General features: G+C 72.0%; 14 protein-coding genes and 2 pseudogenes. 11 read left to right on the forward strand and 5 right to left on the reverse strand.

Translation table 11 applies throughout. The features are described 5' to 3' along the window. Positions 1 to 2: 2 nt before the first annotated feature. The 3 genes from CR470_RS15155 (at position 3) to CR470_RS15165 (ending at position 1,463) form a co-directional block, all read left to right on the forward strand. Positions 3 to 677: a hypothetical protein gene (locus CR470_RS15155; protein ID WP_143663810.1), complete on the forward strand. Its 675-nt coding sequence runs from the start codon at positions 3 to 5 to the stop codon at positions 675 to 677. A gap of 106 nt (positions 678 to 783) precedes the next feature. Beyond that, the gene (locus CR470_RS15160) at positions 784 to 1,065 is read left to right on the forward strand and encodes a hypothetical protein (RefSeq protein ID WP_097868122.1); all 282 of its coding nucleotides are present in this window, start codon (positions 784 to 786) and stop codon (positions 1,063 to 1,065) included. Further along, on the forward strand, positions 1,065 to 1,463 hold the full coding sequence (locus tag CR470_RS15165) for a DNA-binding protein (protein WP_097868123.1): 399 nt from the start codon (positions 1,065 to 1,067) through the stop codon (positions 1,461 to 1,463). Before CR470_RS15160 ends, CR470_RS15165 begins: the two co-directional genes overlap by 1 nt. Positions 1,464 to 1,493: 30 nt before the next feature. Here the strand turns inward: CR470_RS15165 and CR470_RS15170 are convergent. The 3 genes and pseudogenes from CR470_RS15170 to CR470_RS15185 all read right to left on the reverse strand — a co-directional run. Next, positions 1,494 to 3,569, reverse strand: a pseudogene (locus CR470_RS15170) (AAA family ATPase); the annotation flags it as partial. An 819-nt stretch (positions 3,570 to 4,388) separates the two neighbouring features. Beyond that, the gene (locus CR470_RS15180) at positions 4,389 to 6,392 is read right to left on the reverse strand and encodes an HYR domain-containing protein (protein ID WP_257138670.1); all 2,004 of its coding nucleotides are present in this window, start codon (positions 6,390 to 6,392) and stop codon (positions 4,389 to 4,391) included. 254 nt (positions 6,393 to 6,646) lie between these two features. After that, positions 6,647 to 7,273: a response regulator transcription factor gene (locus CR470_RS15185; protein WP_097868127.1), complete on the reverse strand. Its 627-nt coding sequence runs from the start codon at positions 7,271 to 7,273 to the stop codon at positions 6,647 to 6,649. A 212-nt stretch (positions 7,274 to 7,485) separates the two neighbouring features. Here CR470_RS15185 and CR470_RS15190 point away from each other — a divergent pair, with 212 nt between their 5' ends. Next, complete coding sequence (locus CR470_RS15190; protein ID WP_097868128.1) at positions 7,486 to 8,832, forward strand: COG1470 family protein; 1,347 nt, start codon at positions 7,486 to 7,488, stop codon at positions 8,830 to 8,832. Between the two features lie 28 nt (positions 8,833 to 8,860). Here the strand turns inward: CR470_RS15190 and CR470_RS15195 are convergent, their stop codons facing one another. Continuing rightward, positions 8,861 to 9,739: an eCIS core domain-containing protein gene (locus tag CR470_RS15195; protein WP_097868129.1), complete on the reverse strand. Its 879-nt coding sequence runs from the start codon at positions 9,737 to 9,739 to the stop codon at positions 8,861 to 8,863. 246 nt (positions 9,740 to 9,985) lie between these two features. Here CR470_RS15195 and CR470_RS15200 point away from each other — a divergent pair, with 246 nt between their 5' ends. The 4 genes from CR470_RS15200 (at position 9,986) to CR470_RS15215 (ending at position 13,754) form a co-directional block, all read left to right on the forward strand. Further along, complete coding sequence (locus CR470_RS15200) at positions 9,986 to 10,651, forward strand: HhH-GPD-type base excision DNA repair protein (protein WP_097868133.1); 666 nt, start codon at positions 9,986 to 9,988, stop codon at positions 10,649 to 10,651. Positions 10,652 to 10,888: 237 nt separating this feature from the next. Next, complete coding sequence (locus CR470_RS15205; protein WP_097868130.1) at positions 10,889 to 12,421, forward strand: M28 family metallopeptidase; 1,533 nt, start codon at positions 10,889 to 10,891, stop codon at positions 12,419 to 12,421. Positions 12,422 to 12,640: 219 nt separating this feature from the next. Beyond that, positions 12,641 to 12,937, forward strand: a complete 297-nt coding sequence (locus CR470_RS15210) for a type II toxin-antitoxin system VapB family antitoxin (protein WP_003967677.1) — start codon at positions 12,641 to 12,643, stop codon at positions 12,935 to 12,937. A 214-nt stretch (positions 12,938 to 13,151) separates the two neighbouring features. Then, positions 13,152 to 13,754, forward strand: a complete 603-nt coding sequence (locus tag CR470_RS15215) for a LytR C-terminal domain-containing protein (RefSeq protein ID WP_097868131.1) — start codon at positions 13,152 to 13,154, stop codon at positions 13,752 to 13,754. Between the two features lie 170 nt (positions 13,755 to 13,924). Here CR470_RS15215 and upp read toward each other — a convergent pair whose 3' ends face one another. Beyond that, positions 13,925 to 14,560: a uracil phosphoribosyltransferase gene (gene upp, locus CR470_RS15220; protein ID WP_030075862.1), complete on the reverse strand. Its 636-nt coding sequence runs from the start codon at positions 14,558 to 14,560 to the stop codon at positions 13,925 to 13,927. A 102-nt stretch (positions 14,561 to 14,662) separates the two neighbouring features. Here upp and CR470_RS15225 point away from each other — a divergent pair, with 102 nt between their 5' ends. The 3 genes and pseudogenes from CR470_RS15225 to CR470_RS15235 all read left to right on the forward strand — a co-directional run. Then, positions 14,663 to 14,929, forward strand: coding sequence for a hypothetical protein (locus CR470_RS15225; RefSeq protein ID WP_097868134.1), 267 nt, complete (start codon positions 14,663 to 14,665; stop codon positions 14,927 to 14,929). 217 nt (positions 14,930 to 15,146) lie between these two features. Then, entirely contained in the window at positions 15,147 to 15,701 is a 555-nt protein-coding gene (locus tag CR470_RS15230) for a tRNA adenosine deaminase-associated protein (RefSeq protein WP_097868132.1), read from the forward strand. 86 nt (positions 15,702 to 15,787) lie between these two features. After that, a pseudogene (locus CR470_RS15235) lies at positions 15,788 to 15,970 on the forward strand (tRNA-specific adenosine deaminase); the annotation flags it as partial.

Genomic DNA, 15,970 nt, shown 5'->3' on the forward strand with positions numbered 1-15,970 from the left:
CCATGGGTGATTCGTACGCGGCAGGCAGCGAACTGGTCCTTCAGACAAAAGCATCCGAGAGCACGGTGCTGCGCAGAGCCGTTGCCGCGCTGGGCCAGTTCGCCGGCGAAGGCTTCGAGCCAAAAGGTGCCCGCAGTACGCGCTTCCTCAACGGGGAGGGAGAGGCTATGACGGTCGCCCTCACGCATCCCGCTCACCCCGCGCTCAACTCATGGGTTCATGTCAGTCTCGGCGACTTCGAGCCGGATGGCGTCGGCACCGTCTTCATGACGATCCACCTGGACGAGCCGGGGGACGTTCTCAAGCGGGAATGGGAGATGGCTGTTTCCCTGACAGCGCAGCTCGTGGCGGGCCTCAGTCCGATCATGGCGCATCTGACGGCATGGCACCTCGACGGATACGGGCAGATCTACCCTTCCACCCGCCTTCGGCCCGGCTCCAACCTGCCGGAGGAGTTCGGACCGTGGACCTATGTCTCCGGTGAGGGGCTCACCGACCAGGTTCGCGTTCGGCTGTCGGCCCTGCCTGGGTACGCGTCCCAGACGCTCGGGGATGGGTGGCTGGTGAGGGCCGTCGAAGACCCTGGCGCCGAGCCGACCGAACAGTTCCGGGACGCGCTGAAGGAACTGGACACCGAACCAATCATCTACCGAGCGGCTCGCCTCGCCGCCGCTTGATCGGCTGGAGGGCCGGGTGCCGCTCCCTTCCCCTGCCATCGAGCTCCGGGCCGTAGCCGGTATGGCACTGGCTATCTTCTATTAGAGACCGTATGAGAATGGGTGCATGAGCGACGACGTCACCTACAGGCCTGGCGATGGCCCCACCACCAACGTCTCCGTCAGCCTGCACTCCGGCAACATCGCCGCCGTCCGCGCCCGCGTCGGGGAGCGAGGGTTCTCGGCCTACGTGGACGCCGCCGTGCAGCGGCAGATCGAGCGCGACAACCTCGCCGAGCTGACCGCCGCCCACGAGGCGGAGCACGGAGCCTTCAGCCAGGCGGAGATCGACGCCGCCCGTGCCCTGCTGCGCGGGGACGCCGACGGCGGCGTGGGGAGCGCGGCTTGATGAACCGGCCGGGCACTCTCATCCTGGACAGCGAAGGGCTGTCGAAGGTGGTCGCCGACGACCGTCGGGTCATGGCCCTGGTGCGCGGGGCCGAGCAGGAGGACATGCGGGTCGTGACCAGCATCCTCACCCTCGTCGAGGCACACCACGCGCGAGTGAACTCGGCCCGCTTCAACTGGGCCGTGTCCCGGCTGAACGTGGAACCGGTCACCGAGGAGATCGGGCGTACGGCGATGGCGCTGCTCGTCGACGCGGGCCTTCACGGGCACAAGTACGCCAGCGACTCCGTGGTCGCCGCCACCGCGCTCCACGCTCCCAAGCCGGCCGTGGTCCTGACCTCCGATCCCGAGGACCTGACCATGCTCTGCGGCGATCGCGTGCGCATCGTCAAGGTCTGACCCCAGCCCTCAGGGCCCCCTTTCCCGCCCTCAGGTCACCAGCCCCAAATACGGCCCGAACTCCGAAGCCAGCGTCAGCCGCCCCAGCTTCTGGTACTCCCGCTGGACTGCGTGGATCACCGTCTCCATCGTCACCGCGCCCCCCGCCTCCGCCGCGAGGTACGCCGAAGTCACCGCGATCGAGCGGATGTTGCCGCCCGCCAGCTCGAAGTTCTCGGCGCAGAAGGGCAGGTCCAGGTCCGTGCCGCGCGGGAGGGTCGGGCCCAGGCAGCGGTCCCAGAGGAGGAGGCGTTGTTCGGGGTCCGGGACCGGGAAGTCGATGACCAGGTCCAGGCGGCGGGTGAAGGCGTCGTCCAGGTTGGCGCGGAGGTTGGTGGCGAGGATGGCCAGGCCGTCGAAGGACTCCATGCGTTGGAGGAGGTAGGCGCTCTCCACGTTGGCGTAACGGTCGTGCGCGTCCTTCACGTCCGAGCGCTTGCCGAAGATCGCGTCCGCCTCGTCGAAGAGGAGCACGCCGTTCACTCCCGCCGCCTCCGTGAAGATCCGCTCCAGGTTCTTCTCCGTCTCGCCCACGTATTTGTCGATCACCGTTGCCAGGTCGACCGTGTACAGGTCCAGCCCCAGGTCCGCGGCGATCACCTCCGCCGACATCGTCTTGCCCGTGCCGGAGTCGCCCGCGAACAGCGCCGAGACCCCCCGGCCCCGGCCGCCGCCCGGCCGCATGCCCCACTCCCCGAGCACCCGGTCGCGGTGCCGGGCGCGGGCCGTGAGTTCGCGGAGCTGGGTGTGGGTGTCGGGCGGAAGGACCAGGTCGTCCCAGGTCACCGTGGGTTCGATGCGGCGGGCCAGGCGGTCCAGGCCCGCCGCGTTCTGGGCGCGGGCCCCCCGCCGTACGTGGTCCGCGGTGAGCTCGCCGCCCGCCAGCCGGGCCGCCTGGGCGGCGGAGCGGGCGGCTCCGGTGATCTGTTCCGGGGTGAGGAGGAACGGGGCCAGCAGGTGGTCCGGGGCGATGGAGGCCGGAAGCGGCGCGTCCTCCCGGAGCCGGTACGCGTCCCGCCACAGCGCCCCGCGCGCCGACGGCTCCACCCGGGGCGCGTCTAGCAGCAGGGGCGGGGCGACCGACCAGGACGCGTCCCAGGGCGCCCGGCCCACCAGGACCGTCGGGACCGGGGTGGCCGTGAGAAGCCTGAGCAGCCCCGGGCGCTCCCTGGACACCGCGTCCAGCGGCGCGCAGACCAGGCCCGCCCCCGTCAGGCGCGCCTCCCGGACCAGGGCGCTCACCGCCTCGGCGGGCGACGGGTCCTCCGCCAGCCGGGCCAGGTCCAGGCCCAGGACCCCCCGGCCCGCCCGCGTCAGCGCCGACGCGGCCAGCGCCGTGCCCGCGCCGCCCTGGTCCTCGCTCAGGTAGGCCAGCCGGACGCCGTCGGCGAGGACCCCGGCGAGCGGGGCCGGGTCGCCCACCCCGGGCACGGCCTGCCACGGGGCCAGCAGGTCCGCCAGCCGCGGGTCCGGGGTGTCGTCGCCCAGCAGGTGCGCGGCCACCCGGTCCGGCACCCGCAGCGCACGGCTCAGGAACGGGCGGTTCAGGTCCTCCGCCAGGAGCAGCCCGCCGGCCCGGAGCGGCGCCCCCGCGGCCAGCCGGGCACGGGCCGCCGGGTCGGAGAGGGCCACGCCGCACAGGCCCAGGGCCAGCCCGGTGGACGGGCGGCGACGGGACACGTCGTCGTTCAGATAGCCGTAGAACGCCTCGAAGCGGTCGTCCAGATCCGGTACGAGCGCGATGAGCAGGATCTCCGTGTCGAGCGGAGTCAGGCCGAACTCCCGGGCGAAGCACGCCAGTCGGGAATCCGCGCCGCCCTCGGCCGGAGGAGCACTCGGCTCACCCCCACCCGGCGCCCCCTCCAGCGTCGGGAACGCCCTGGCCTCCTCGTCATCCAGCAGCCGCACGATGGTGTCGTCCGTGAGGTACAGGCCCCGGAAGTCGTCGTCCGGGTCCGGATCGGTGCTCCGCCGCAGCTCCACCGCGTGCCGGATGCGCCGCTCCACAGCCGCCGCCCGGGCGAGCAGATGGCGGAGGTCCGGGTCGACGGCGTCCCGCGCCGTCATACGTCCCCTTCCTCAGGTGGCGTCGCCCGCCCCTCAGGAGGCGACCCCCGCCGCTCCGTGATCCGCAACGACACCGCCCGCCCCCGTTCGCCGCCCGGAGCCCGCGCCGCCGGCTCCCGGACCGGCCGGCCCGGGCGCGACCCGTACACCGGCAGCCCCGGCCGCCCCGGCTGGGTCTCCGTCGCGCCCGTCCCCTCCCCGGGAACCGGCGCGGGTACGTCCCCGAACTGCGCCCGCAGCCCCTCGTCGCCCACCGGCGGGCCCGCCTCGTAGACCGGGGAGGCCGTCACCGGAACGCTGATCACCAGATCCAGCGAGGGCTTCAACTCGCCCCCGAGCGCGCTCCACACATCGGCGAACGACCGGTCCTCCGGCGGCGGCAGCGCGATCGACATCGGGACGGCGGCCCCGACCTCGGCCAGCGAGCCCGCAAGCCGCTCCGGCGGCAGCGCCTCGTACCGCAGCAGACAGGCCAGCAGCGAGGAGAGCAGCCGGTGTTCGTCCTCGGGGCGCTTCGTCCACGCCGTGATCAGGTACGACAGCTTGAAGAAGCGGGGCGGGCGGCGCCGCGCGACGATCGCCCCGCGCTCGTCGTACTCGTTGTGCAGGCCGCGCTCCCGCCGCCGCATGTCCTCCCGGATGTCGTAGAGGTAGAGGTTGACCATCGGGGCGTTGACCTTGGCCGCCCACTCCCGGGTCGGGGCGTCGAAGACCACCGCGATCTGGCGGCCCTCCAGCACCTCGGCCCGGATCAGGGCCCGCAGGACGTCATCCACCTCATGGATCATCCGGTGACCGCCTCCGATGCGAAGAGCCCGCTCATGACCGGCCCGCGAAGTCCGGAGGCTGGAGGTTGTGTTGCACGACCAGCACCGGTTTCCGCAGGCGCGGCAGATCGCGGGCCTCCGCCCTCAGGACGCGCGGGCCCAGCGTGTCCTTGCGCAGGACCAGCACCTGCACCTCGAAGGTGCCGTCCCGGCCGACCCGTACGCCGGACCGGTCCGCGGTGATGCCGATGTTCCACGTGAAACGTACGGTCTCGCCCGGCGGATAGTCCTTGCCCCGGGCCAGGACCGGCTGCCCCGGCTTCGCCACCTGCGGGGTGACCGTCAGCGCGGGCCTGAGGACCCTCAGCCGGTCCACGTCCCGGTTGTTCGCCGTCCGCCCGTCGGGCAGGGTGCCGCGCACGGTGGCCCGTACGTCACCGGTGACCGCCGCCCGGTACGTCGCCCTCTGCGTCACCTCGACCCGGCCCCCGGCGGGGATCGTGCAGGGCCTCGCCGCCGTGCACCGGTTCAGGCCGGGCAGGCTCCGGTCCTTCGACTCGTCCGTCCTCGGCCAGGCCGTCCCGAGGACGACGCCGGTCGCCGTGTCCGGGCCCGCGTTGGTGATCGTGAACCGGGCGGTGGCGGGCCGCCCCACGTACGTACGGTCCGGGCTGACATCGGCCCGTACCGCGAGGTCGGATGCCGGAGGCGGGGGAGGCGGCGGCGGAGCAGGCGGCTCCGGTGGGACGACGGGTTCCAGGACCTCGAACCGTGCTGTGTCCGCCCCCGTGTTGCCCGCCGAGTCCGTGGCCGAGCAGGTGACCGTCGTCGTTCCGACCGGGAAGAGCGATCCGGACGGTGGGGCGCAGGTCACCGGCAGCGCCCCGTCCTGCGGGTCCGTCGCCGTGGCCGTGTAGTCGATGCGGGCACCGTCGTCGCCCGGCGCTCTGGCCGTACGGTCGTCCACGGTGACGACGGGCACGTCGACGTCGTTCACGGCGATGCTGATCTGCTGCTGGAACTCCGGATCGGGCACCGCGGCCGGCCCGACCGTGTCCGTCCCCGGGACCTGGGTGCCGAGCAGGAACTGCACGGTACAGGTCAGCGTCGTGCCCTGCGGAGCGTCCTCCGACACATCGACGGTCTCCACGAAGTGCGCGGTCTCGCCACTGGTGAGTTGCCGGGTGGGCGGGTCGAGGGCGACGGTCAGGTGCGGGTCGCAGGCGTCGAGGCGGTAGCCGACGGAGGTGGGGAGGTTGTCGAAGCCGTCGATGATGGCATCGGCGACCCGGTCCCCGTCGATGCTTTCGAGCAGCCTGCCGCCGGTGGCCTCGATGATGCGGGTGGCCTGGCCCGGCGTGGTGGGCGGGTCCTCGACGTAGTTCGGGTTCCCGGCGTCACCGTTGCCGTTGAGGCCGTCGCCGATCGTGCTCTCGACATCGACGCCGATCACCCGTACGCCCTTGTCCTGGAGCGCGAAGATCGTCTCGTCGATGGGGTGGCCGTTGCTGGGCGAGTGGCTGGAGGCATCGCTCACCAGCACGACGACCGGGCTCGCGCCGTCGCGGAACACCGTTGTGCCGCCCGCGCCGTCGGCGATCTGCCACAGCCCGTTGATCCAGTCCTCCGAGGGGCCTCGGCTCGCACCACCGAGGTCGGTCTTCAGCATCCTGACCCCCTCGTCCACCTTCGTCAGGTCGTCCGTCAGTCCGGTGAGCACCTTGAACCCCGCGTCGACGTCGCCCTCCTGATCGCCGAACGTGGCCACCGCGAAACGCGAGTCCGGCTGCTCAGCAAGGATCTTGCCGGTGATGTCCGGCAGGTTCCTCCGGACACTGGCGATCGCGTCGGCCATGCTCGCCGTACCGTCCACCAGCAGGACCACATCCGGCCGGGGCGGGATCGCGGGGGTCCGCACCCGCTTGTCCGTGCCCGTCGAACCGCCCGGGTCGAGCCTCTCCTCCAGCGTCGCCGGAGTGACCCATGGCTCCGGCGGCACGGGCACGGCGGACGCCACGCCACTCACGCCCGAGGCGGGGGCGAGACCGGCGGCCAGCAGCAGGAGAACGAGCCCGGCCGCTCGCCTTCGCGGTCCCGTTCCTGGCTGAAGCCACCACCGCACAGCGTTCCCCTCCCCGCGCCCCGCCCGGATACCCGGAGGCCACCGTCGCGCACCGGCCGGCCGCGCGCGGAGAGAGACGAGTCACTTCCGCGGGAAGGCCGAACTGCCCGATGGTGCAACGGCCTTCGTGAAGCGGCCCTCAAACGAACCAGCCGTCGGACAAGGCCGACCGTCAGATGAGGCCGGCGTCAGATAAGGCCTTGACGCATCGCGTACGCCACCGCGTGGGAGCGATTACGCAGTTGCAGACGGGTCATCACCGAGTGCAGCACGTTCTTGATCGTGCGCTCGGAGTACGCCAGCTTCGTCGCGATGTCCGCGGTGTCGTACCCCTCGGCGACCAGCCGCAGCACATCCACCTCCCGCGCGGCCAGGCCGGTGAAGTGCAGGCCGCGCGGACCGAGCACCTGACCCTGGAGCCTGCCGACCTCTTCGAGGAGGCGTCCGAGCAGGTCGGAGGGGAGATGCCCCTCGCCCCGCGCCACCGTGCCGATGACCTGCACCAGATGGTCCGGCGTCGACTCGGACCGCCTGACGACCCCCGCGACGCCGCACTCCGCCGCGCTCACCAGCTTCTGTTCGTCGATGTCCGTGGTCACCAGCACCGTGCGGCAGGTGCTGGTGCGCTGGATGTTGCGCAGGACGCGCAGAACCTCGTCGTCCACCGTGTCCACCACCATGACCACGACCTGGGGCGCCGGCTCGCCGTCGTCCCGGTCGACGACGGTGACCTCGGGGCGGGCCCGTAGCTGACTGGCCACTCCCGCCTGGGAGATCGGGTCCTGCGCGCGTAAAACGACAGTGATGCGCTCCATGCGAATGCTCCCCCTGGGCACCAGCCGGAAGCATCACACTGCAGGCACAAGCTCCACAGCTGTACTCGTCCACCCCATCCGTTGTGAGGCGGTCTAAAGATTCCCGTTCCTGCCCGTCAGGAAACGGAAAGGTTGTCTCGGGCATCACATCTGCCCGAAAGTGTTCCTCCGTGACCGGTGCCCGCCCTACGGCCCGGTCCTACGGTCCGCGTATGAGTCTTACCGCAAGCCTCGACGCGTCGTCCGTCACCGTCGCACCGGGCGAGGAGACGACCCTCCCGCTCCAGATTCTCAACTCCGGCCGGACCGTCGAGGAATACCACTTCGAGGTGGTCGGCACCTGCGCCGCCTGGTCGGCGATGGAGCCCGCGGTCCTCTCCCTGTACCCCGGCGACTCCGGAACCGTCTCCCTGGTCATGCGCCCGCCGCGCGACGCGACGGTCCTCGCGGGTGAGAGCACGTTCGGGATCCGGGTGATGCCGACCGGCGACCGGAGCGACACCGTGGTGCCCGAGGGCCGGGTGACCGTCCTGCCGTTCACCGAGACGACCGCCGAACTGGTCCCGCGCGGCTCGAACGGCTCGCGGAGCGGACGGCACCAGTTCGCCGTGGACAACCGGGGCAACACCCCGGTGACCGTACGGCTCGGGGCCCAGCCCGGTACGGAGCAGGCGCGGGTGGTGTTCGCCACCTCCGAGCTGCGGATCGAGCCGGGGCACGCGGAGTTCGCGAAGCTGCGGGTCCGCCCGGCGAAGCGGATGTGGCGCGGTACGCCGGTGACGCACGCCTTCCAGGTGTTCGCCGCCCCGCAGCCTCCCGAGGGCGAGGAGGCACCGGCCCCGGTGCTGGTGGACGGCTCCTACCAGCAGGAACCGATCCTGCCGCGCTGGCTGCCGCGAGCCCTGCTCACCGCCGCTCTGCTGATCCTCGTCCTGGTGGGGCTCTGGTACGCGCTGCTGCGCCCGGCGGTGAAGTCCGCGGCCCGGGAGGCGGTCACGCCCGAGGCGGTACGGTCGGCCGCCGCGGCCGACAAGAGCAAGGCCCCGGACGAGGGCGAACCGGGCGGTGCGGACTCCGGGGGCGGCGACTCCGCCGGTGCTGGCACGGGCGGCGGCTCGGCCACACCCACTCCGTCCCCGGGCCCTTCCGCCACGGGCGGCAGCGGCGGCGGTGACACGGCGTCGGGCGCCCCGACCAGCGCGCAGGTCCGGGTGCGGGACGCGGTGGGCGGCGGCTCGAACACCGGGACAGCCCTGGAGGTACCGGCCGGCCACACCTTCCAGCTCACCGACATCGTGGTGCAGAACCCGCAGGGCGACGCGGGCACGGTCACCGTCACGGCCGGCGAGGACACCCGCGTCCTGAGCCTCGGGCTGGAGAACTTCCGCGACTCCGACTACCACTTCGTGACCCCGATCCTGGTGCCCGCAGGCAGCAAGGTCACGATGACGATCGACTGCAGGCGGGTCGGCAAGCCGGTGGGCGCCCCGGCCCCCTCGCGGTGCTCGTCCTCGATGTTCCTGGGCGGGACGATGCGCCCGGACACCCCGGCAGGCTGAAGCCCGCGCCCGGACCGGGCGGGCTCCTTCAGGCCGGGGGCTTCTCCTCCTCTTCCTCCTCCCCCGGCTTCTTCTCCGCCGCGCGCTGCACGAACGACCCCTGTACGTCGGCGGGTTGCTCGTCCTCGTCCTCCGTGGCCGCCCGCTGTACGGCGGGCGCGGGGGCAGGGGCGGACACAGGGGCGGCCGGTGCCTCCGCCGGCGCGGGATCGGACAGCACCCGGTCCGCGTTCGCGACGGCTTCGCGCTCGAACCGGTCCGAGGGGTCGCTGACCCGGATGCCGCCCGGCGCCTCGGTTCCCTCCACCGGGCCGCTGCGCTGCTGGATCACATGGGTCAGCTCATGGGCCAGCGTGGTGCGGCCCTGCGGCGATCCGGGATCGTAGGCGTCGCGCTGGAACACCACGTTGTTGCCCACCGTGTACGCGTGCGCCCCGACTCCCTTCGCCGACTCGTGTGCGGCGGAGTCGTGGTGGACGCGCACGTCGGAGAAGTCCGCGCCCATCCGGCTCTCCATGTCCGTACGGGTGTCGGTGTCCAGGGGCGCACCGCCGGAGGAGACCACGTCGTGCACCGGCGACCGCTGCTCCTCGGCCTGCCCCGTCCGCTCGGCCTGCTCGGCCTGCTCGGCAGCGGGTTCCGCGGCCGTCCCGGACCGGGCCCGCTGGACCATCGCCCCGATCGCCCCGTTGCCGGCCGTCCGCTGGAGCAGCCCCATGCCGGCCGCCCCGACCACATCGGCCCGGCCCGCCGCCGCGGCCCGGAAGACGTGGTGGGCCTGCTCGCCGGGCGCCTCCGCAGCGGTTTCGCCGCGCTGCTCATCGCGCTCGTGGGCCTGTTCCCGCCCGTGGTGTCCACCGTGTCCGTGGTGCTCGTGGTGTTCCTGCTCGATGTCGTGCGCGTCCATGCTCATCTCCCCTGACCGCACCGTCCTCGGCATTCCACGATCACGGCGCGGCCCCCGGGCCGTCCAGCCCGCGCCCCGGCCCGGCCGGGGCATCCGGAACTGCCTCATCGGGCAGCGCGGTGGCACGGACGGGCCCGCACTCCACGGCCGCCCCCGCGGCCTCCCTACTCCCTTCGGCCGACAGGGGAGAGGCCATCGGCGCAGTACCGGTCGCCGTCGCCCGCCGTGCTCGCGATGATCGGCAGCATGACCACGAGCGACAGCGGCAAGGACATCACCCTGCGGATCGCCCAGAATCCGGAGGCCGACGCGCTTCTCGGCCGCAGCCCGCTGGCCGCCCTGGTCGGCATGCTGCTGGACCAGCAGGTCCCGATGGAGTGGGCGTTCACGGGCCCGTACACCCTCGCGGAACGGATGGGCTCCGACGACCTGGACGCGGGGCGGATCGCCGCCTACGACCCGGACGCCTTCACCGAGCTGTTCACCACCAAACCCGCCCTGCACCGCTACCCCGGCTCCATGGCCCAGCGGGTGCAGCAACTGTGCCGGTTCCTGGTGGCGGAGTACGACGGCGACGCGAGCGCGGTGTGGCGGGACGCGACGACCGGTGCCGAGCTGCTGGAACGCCTGAACGCGCTGCCCGGCTTCGGCGCCCAGAAGGCCCGGATCTTCCTGGCGCTGCTCGGCAAGCAGTTCGGCGTACGGCCGAAGGGGTGGCGGGAGGCGGCGGGCCCGTACGGGGAGGCCGGATCGCACCGGTCGGTCGCCGACATCACGGGCCCGGATTCGCTCGTCGAAGTACGCGCGTACAAGCAGAAGGCCAAGCAGGAGGCCAAGGCAGCGGCCCAAGCGGGCAAGCCGGCGGCCAGGGCGGCGAAGAAGCCGGGTGGCGGGTCATCGTCCGAGAAGTGACGCGGTCAAGCGCCGAATCAGGCCGACACCTCCCTCCCTCCGATCAAATCCGGCCACATCTGTTCACAGGTGCCACCCCACTCGCTAGCTTTCGCAGCACATTCGTTCAGCCGTTCAGTAGTTCAGCCGTTCAGTACCTGAGTCACTCAGAGCGCGGACGGTTCAGGTACTGAGCGGCTCAGAGCACCAGCCGTTCAGACCGGAAGGACTCCTGTGCACGCAACACGTCGCAGAGCCATGGCTGTCGTGGCCGCCACCGCCCTGGCCACACCGCTCCTCCTGGCCGCGTCCCCGCACCCCGGACGCCCCGCGCCGCACGACCCCGGCAAGGAAGCGGCCAAGCTGTCACGGGAGTTGGTGAGGAACGCGTCCGCGGGCGACGCCTACCGCCACCTCCAGCGGTTCCAGGCGATAGCCGACTCGACCGACGGCCACCGCGCCGCCGGATCGCTGGGCCACGACGCCTCGGCGGCGTACGTCTACCGTCAGCTCCAGCGGGCCGGGTACAAGGTCTCGTACGAGAACTTCCGCTTCACCTACACGGAGACGCTGGCCGAGAAGCTCGCCGTGGTGACGCCGACGCCCCGCGACGTCACGATCAAGGCCATGACGTACACGCCGTCGACCGAGGTGGGCGGCCTGACGGCGGCGCTCGTCGCGGTGCCCGTCGACGGGACGACGGGCTGCGAGGCCGCCGACTACGCGTCCACCACCTTCACCGGCAAGGTCGCGCTGATCAAGCGCGGCGGCTGCTCCTTCGCCGAGAAGCAGGCGGCCGCCGCCGAAGCGGGTGCGGCCGGGGCGATCATCTACAACAACGTCGAGGGCGCCCTGTCCGGCACGCTCGGCGAGGTCGCGGCGGGCAGGATCCCGACCGGTGGCCTCACCCAGGAGGAGGGCGAGAAGCTCGCCGCCGACCTCGCGGGCGGCGAGGTCACGGTCTCCTTCGAGATCCGCGAGCTCCAGGAGGACCGGCCCACCCGCAACGTCATCGCCGAGACGCCCGGCGGCAGCACGGCGCGGACCGTGATGCTCGGCGCCCACCTCGACTCGGTGACCGAGGGCCCCGGCATCAACGACAACGGCTCCGGCTCGGCCGGCCTGCTCGAAGTCGCCCTGGACCTTGCGAAGTCGAAGAGCACCCCCGCCAACAAGGTGCGGTTCGCCTGGTGGTCGGCCGAGGAGAACGGCCTGATCGGCTCGGAGAAGTACGTCGCGGCGCTCTCCGAGAAGCAGCGCGAGCAGATCGCGCTCTATCTGAACTTCGACATGATCGCCTCGCCGAACGGTGTGCAGTTCGTCTTCGACGGCGACAACTCCGACGAGGTCGGCGAGGGCGCCGGCCCGGAGGGCTCGGCCCAACTGGAGCGCGACATCAACGAGTTCCTCGACGGCAAGGGCAAGCCGCACGAGGGTACCGACTTCACCGGCCGCTCGGACTACGGGCCGTTCATCGACGTCGGCATCCCGTCCGGCGGTACGGACACCGGGGCGGAGGGCATCAAGACGGCGGCCCAGGCCGAGGTGTTCGGCGGCGAGGCGGGGATCGCGTACGACCCCTGCTACCACGCGGCCTGCGACGACCTCGACAACGTCGACATGGGCCACTTCGACACCAACATCGACGTGATCGCCAACGCCGTCGGGACGTACGCCCACGACCTGCGCTCCCTGACGCGCCCGGTCACCCCCGACACCGGCACGGGCACGCCCGGCAGCGGTGGCAGCGGCGGCGGCCTGCGCGAGGGTCACGGCCGGGTCGCGGAGTAGGAGCGGCAGCCCGGAACGGGCCCCGCGAGCGGCGGACCGCAAGCACGGTGAACCCAACAGTGGGCCTGGTCCGGCATCCGTACGGATGCCGGACCAGGCCCACTCCGGCGACTCCTGTCCCGGTATCCAGCCCTATTCGGCGCTATACGCCCTTTGCACCGGCATCGCGGTGCGCTTCCCCGGCTGCGCCCGGTGGCCCTTGCCCGGTAGGCTTTCCGTGTGATCTTCAAGCGCATCGGAAATGGGAAGCCATACCCCGACCACGGCCGGGAAAGCACCCGCCAGTGGGCGGATGTCGCGCCGCGTCCGGTTCGCCTGGACCAGCTCGTGACCACCAAGGGCCAGCTGGACCTGGAGACCCTCCTCGCCGAGGACTCCACGTTCTACGGCGACCTGTTCGCCCACGTCGTGAAGTGGCAGGGCGACCTCTACCTGGAGGACGGCCTGCACCGGGCGGTCCGGGCCGCGCTCCAGCAGCGCCAGGTGCTGCACGCCCGCGTCCTCGACCTGGGCTGACGCCGCCCCCGGCCGACCGCCCCCGGTCGGCCGCCCGCGCGCACCGCCGTGAGGCACCGGCACACCCCACCCGGGTTCACATCCCACCAAGTGCCCCATTTCGGGCCTTTCGGGTGTTTTCCCACTCATCCGGGTGCCATACGTTGATCATTTTGTACGCATCATCACCGGGTCGCATTACGCTGCGTCCATGAGCATGCTCACTCCCCCCGGCATGGGCGGAAAGTACCGCATCACGGGCGACGCCTACCCCCGTATGCGCCGCCCCCGGCACCGCCGCAGGCTGGTCCTCGCGGGCATCGGAGCCGTCGTCGCCCTCAGCCTGGCCGGCTGGGGCACGCTGCAGCTCATCGACGTCTTCACCGGCGGCGACAAGAGCGTCGGCGCGGCCGACCACAAGCGGGACTGCCCCACCCCGAAGCCGTCGGCGGTCACGGCCAAGGCGCTGCCGAAGCCCGCCGCCATCAAGGTCAACGTCTACAACGCGACGACGCGCAGCGGGCTGGCCAAGTCCGCCGCCGAGGAGCTCAAGAAGCGCGGTTTCGCCATCGGCGAGGTGGGCAACGCGACGAAGGCGTACGACAAGAAGGTGCCGGGCACGGGCGTTCTGCTCGGCGCGCCGACCGCGACGAACGGCAGCTTCACGGTGCTCGGCACCCAGCTGGCGGGCACCGTGCAGAAGACCGACACCCGCAAGACGGGCGAGGTCGACCTGATCCTCGGGGCGAAGTTCAAGGCGTTCAGCACCCCGCAGGAGGCCACCGCCGCGATGGCGGCCCTGACGAAGCCGGCCCCGGCCCCGTCCGCCTCCTGCTGAACCCCGCACACGCTCCTGCTGCCACACACGAAGGCGCCCCGCCCCGGCACCGTACGGAAACGTACGACACCGGAACGGGGCGCGACATCGTGGACCGGCCCAGCCCTATCCAGCCCAGCCCTGCCCTGCGCTGTCCAACCTTGCGCGGCCCGATCCAGCCCAATCCGGCCCTATTCGGCCGTGCCGTACATCCGGTCGCCCGCGTCCCCGAGGCCCGGCACGATGTAGCCGTTCTCGTTGAGCCGCTCGTCGACGGAGGCGGTGACGACGGTGACCGGGGTCCCGGCCAGCTCGCGCTCCATCACCTCGACGCCCTCGGGCGCCGCGAGGAGGACGACGGCGGTGACGTCGTCGGCCCCGCGCTTGATCAGCTCGCGGATGGCCGCGACCAGGGTGCCGCCGGTGGCCAGCATCGGGTCCAGGACGTAGACCTGGCGGCCGGAGAGGTCCTCGGGCATCCGGGTCGCGTAGGTCTCCGCCTGGAGCGTCTCCTCGTTGCGGATCATGCCGAGGAAGCCCACTTCGGCGGTCGGCAGCAGCCGCACCATGCCGTCCAGCATGCCCAGACCGGCGCGCAGGATCGGGACGACCAGGGGCCGGGGGTGCGAGAGCTTCACCCCGGTCGTGGGCGTCACCGGGGTTTCGATGTCGACCTGCTCGGTACGCACATCCCTGGTGGCCTCGTACGCGAGAAGGGTGACCAGCTCGTCGGCGAGCCGCCGGAAGGTCGGGGAATCGGTGCGCTTGTCGCGCAGCGTGGTGAGTTTGTGCGCCACCAGCGGGTGGTCGACGACGTGGATCCGCATGTGTCAACAGTAACCGCGCCGCCCGGCACTCTGCGCTGGCATCAACCACCTGTTCGGAGGGAAGGTGGGGGCATACGGACCCAGCACTGGGGTGGTGTGTCGATGGCTGACGGGGAACTGCGGCGCGACCCGGCCTCGCGCGACCGGCGCGACCCGGACTCGCGCGGGCCGCGCGACGGGCGCGACGCCGAGGGCGCGGCGGATGACGTCGAGGACGCGCAGGAGAGTGACGCCGCCCGCCGCCGACGACGCGTCCAGTTCCTCCGTGAGCTCCACGAGGCCAAGCAGCTGCGCGACCGGGTACAGCCGCGCCGGGCCCGTGCGGCCCGTATGCGACAGCAGATGCGGATGCGCACGTTCCGCTGGTGAATCCTCCTCGTACCACCGGCGCACTCCCCCGCCGATCGGCTCGTCAGGGCGACGGCCGACCAGGCACTCCTGGAACTGATGGCCGACGCAACGGTCGAAGAGGTCTCGCACGGCGCTTGTTTCTGCCACGATGCCGGTTGGGCGGGGCGCAGGACGGACGGATCACCGTTCGCCCTCCCGCCGGACCGATTCGCCTATGACCAGTGGGAGAGTCACGGTGTACTTCGCCGCACTGCTCGCGCGCACCGAAGACGGGTGGGAAGCGAGCGATACAGAGCTCGACGATGTGGAGACCCTGTCCGATCTGACGGATCTGGCCCGGGAGGCCTCGGTGGACGAGGACACGGTCCTGGTCTACATCGAGCAGGAGGACGCCTGGTTCGGCGTCGTCCGGGTGGACGGTGAGGAGGACCCCCGAATCTACGTCTCGGACGCGTCCGCCGCCGCCCGCTCCTCGTACGGGGAGATCCTGCTCACCGACGAAATGCTCGGCCGCGAACCAGGGGCCGAGGACGAGATCGCCGCCCTGGAGGAGCTCGTCGACCTCGACGGCACCGAGGACGGCGAGCCGGAACGGTCCGCCCCCGCGGCCGTCGACCCGGACGAGGACGGCACCGACCCGGACACCGTCCCGGCGGGACCGATCGGTGAGCTCGGGATCCTCACCGACCTCGGGATGTCCGAGAAGGAGCTGCTCACCCTGCAGACCGACGCACTCTCCGAGATCGCGGAGGCCGTGGGAGCGGCGGAGGTCCTGGAGTCGGCCCGCTAGCCCGGCCCCGTACGCCTGCCCCACTGCCCCTCCCCCTGTCCCGTCGTGTTTCCCGTCCGTCCTGTCCCGTCCGTTAGGGTCCGCGGGTGACCGCCAGACCGCCGAACCCCTCACCCGAGCCCGCCCCGGATCCCGTACGCGTACCCGAGCCCGACCCCGTACGCGACCCCTGGCAGGCACCGATGCGCCGCGCCCTGGCCGAGGCCGAGCGGGCGGCGTCGGCCGGCGATGTGCCGGTCGGCGCCGTCGTCCTCGGCCCCGACGGCGCC

The organism is Streptomyces sp. rh34, assembly GCF_002551245.1.
Taxonomy (GTDB): domain Bacteria; phylum Actinomycetota; class Actinomycetes; order Streptomycetales; family Streptomycetaceae; genus Streptomyces.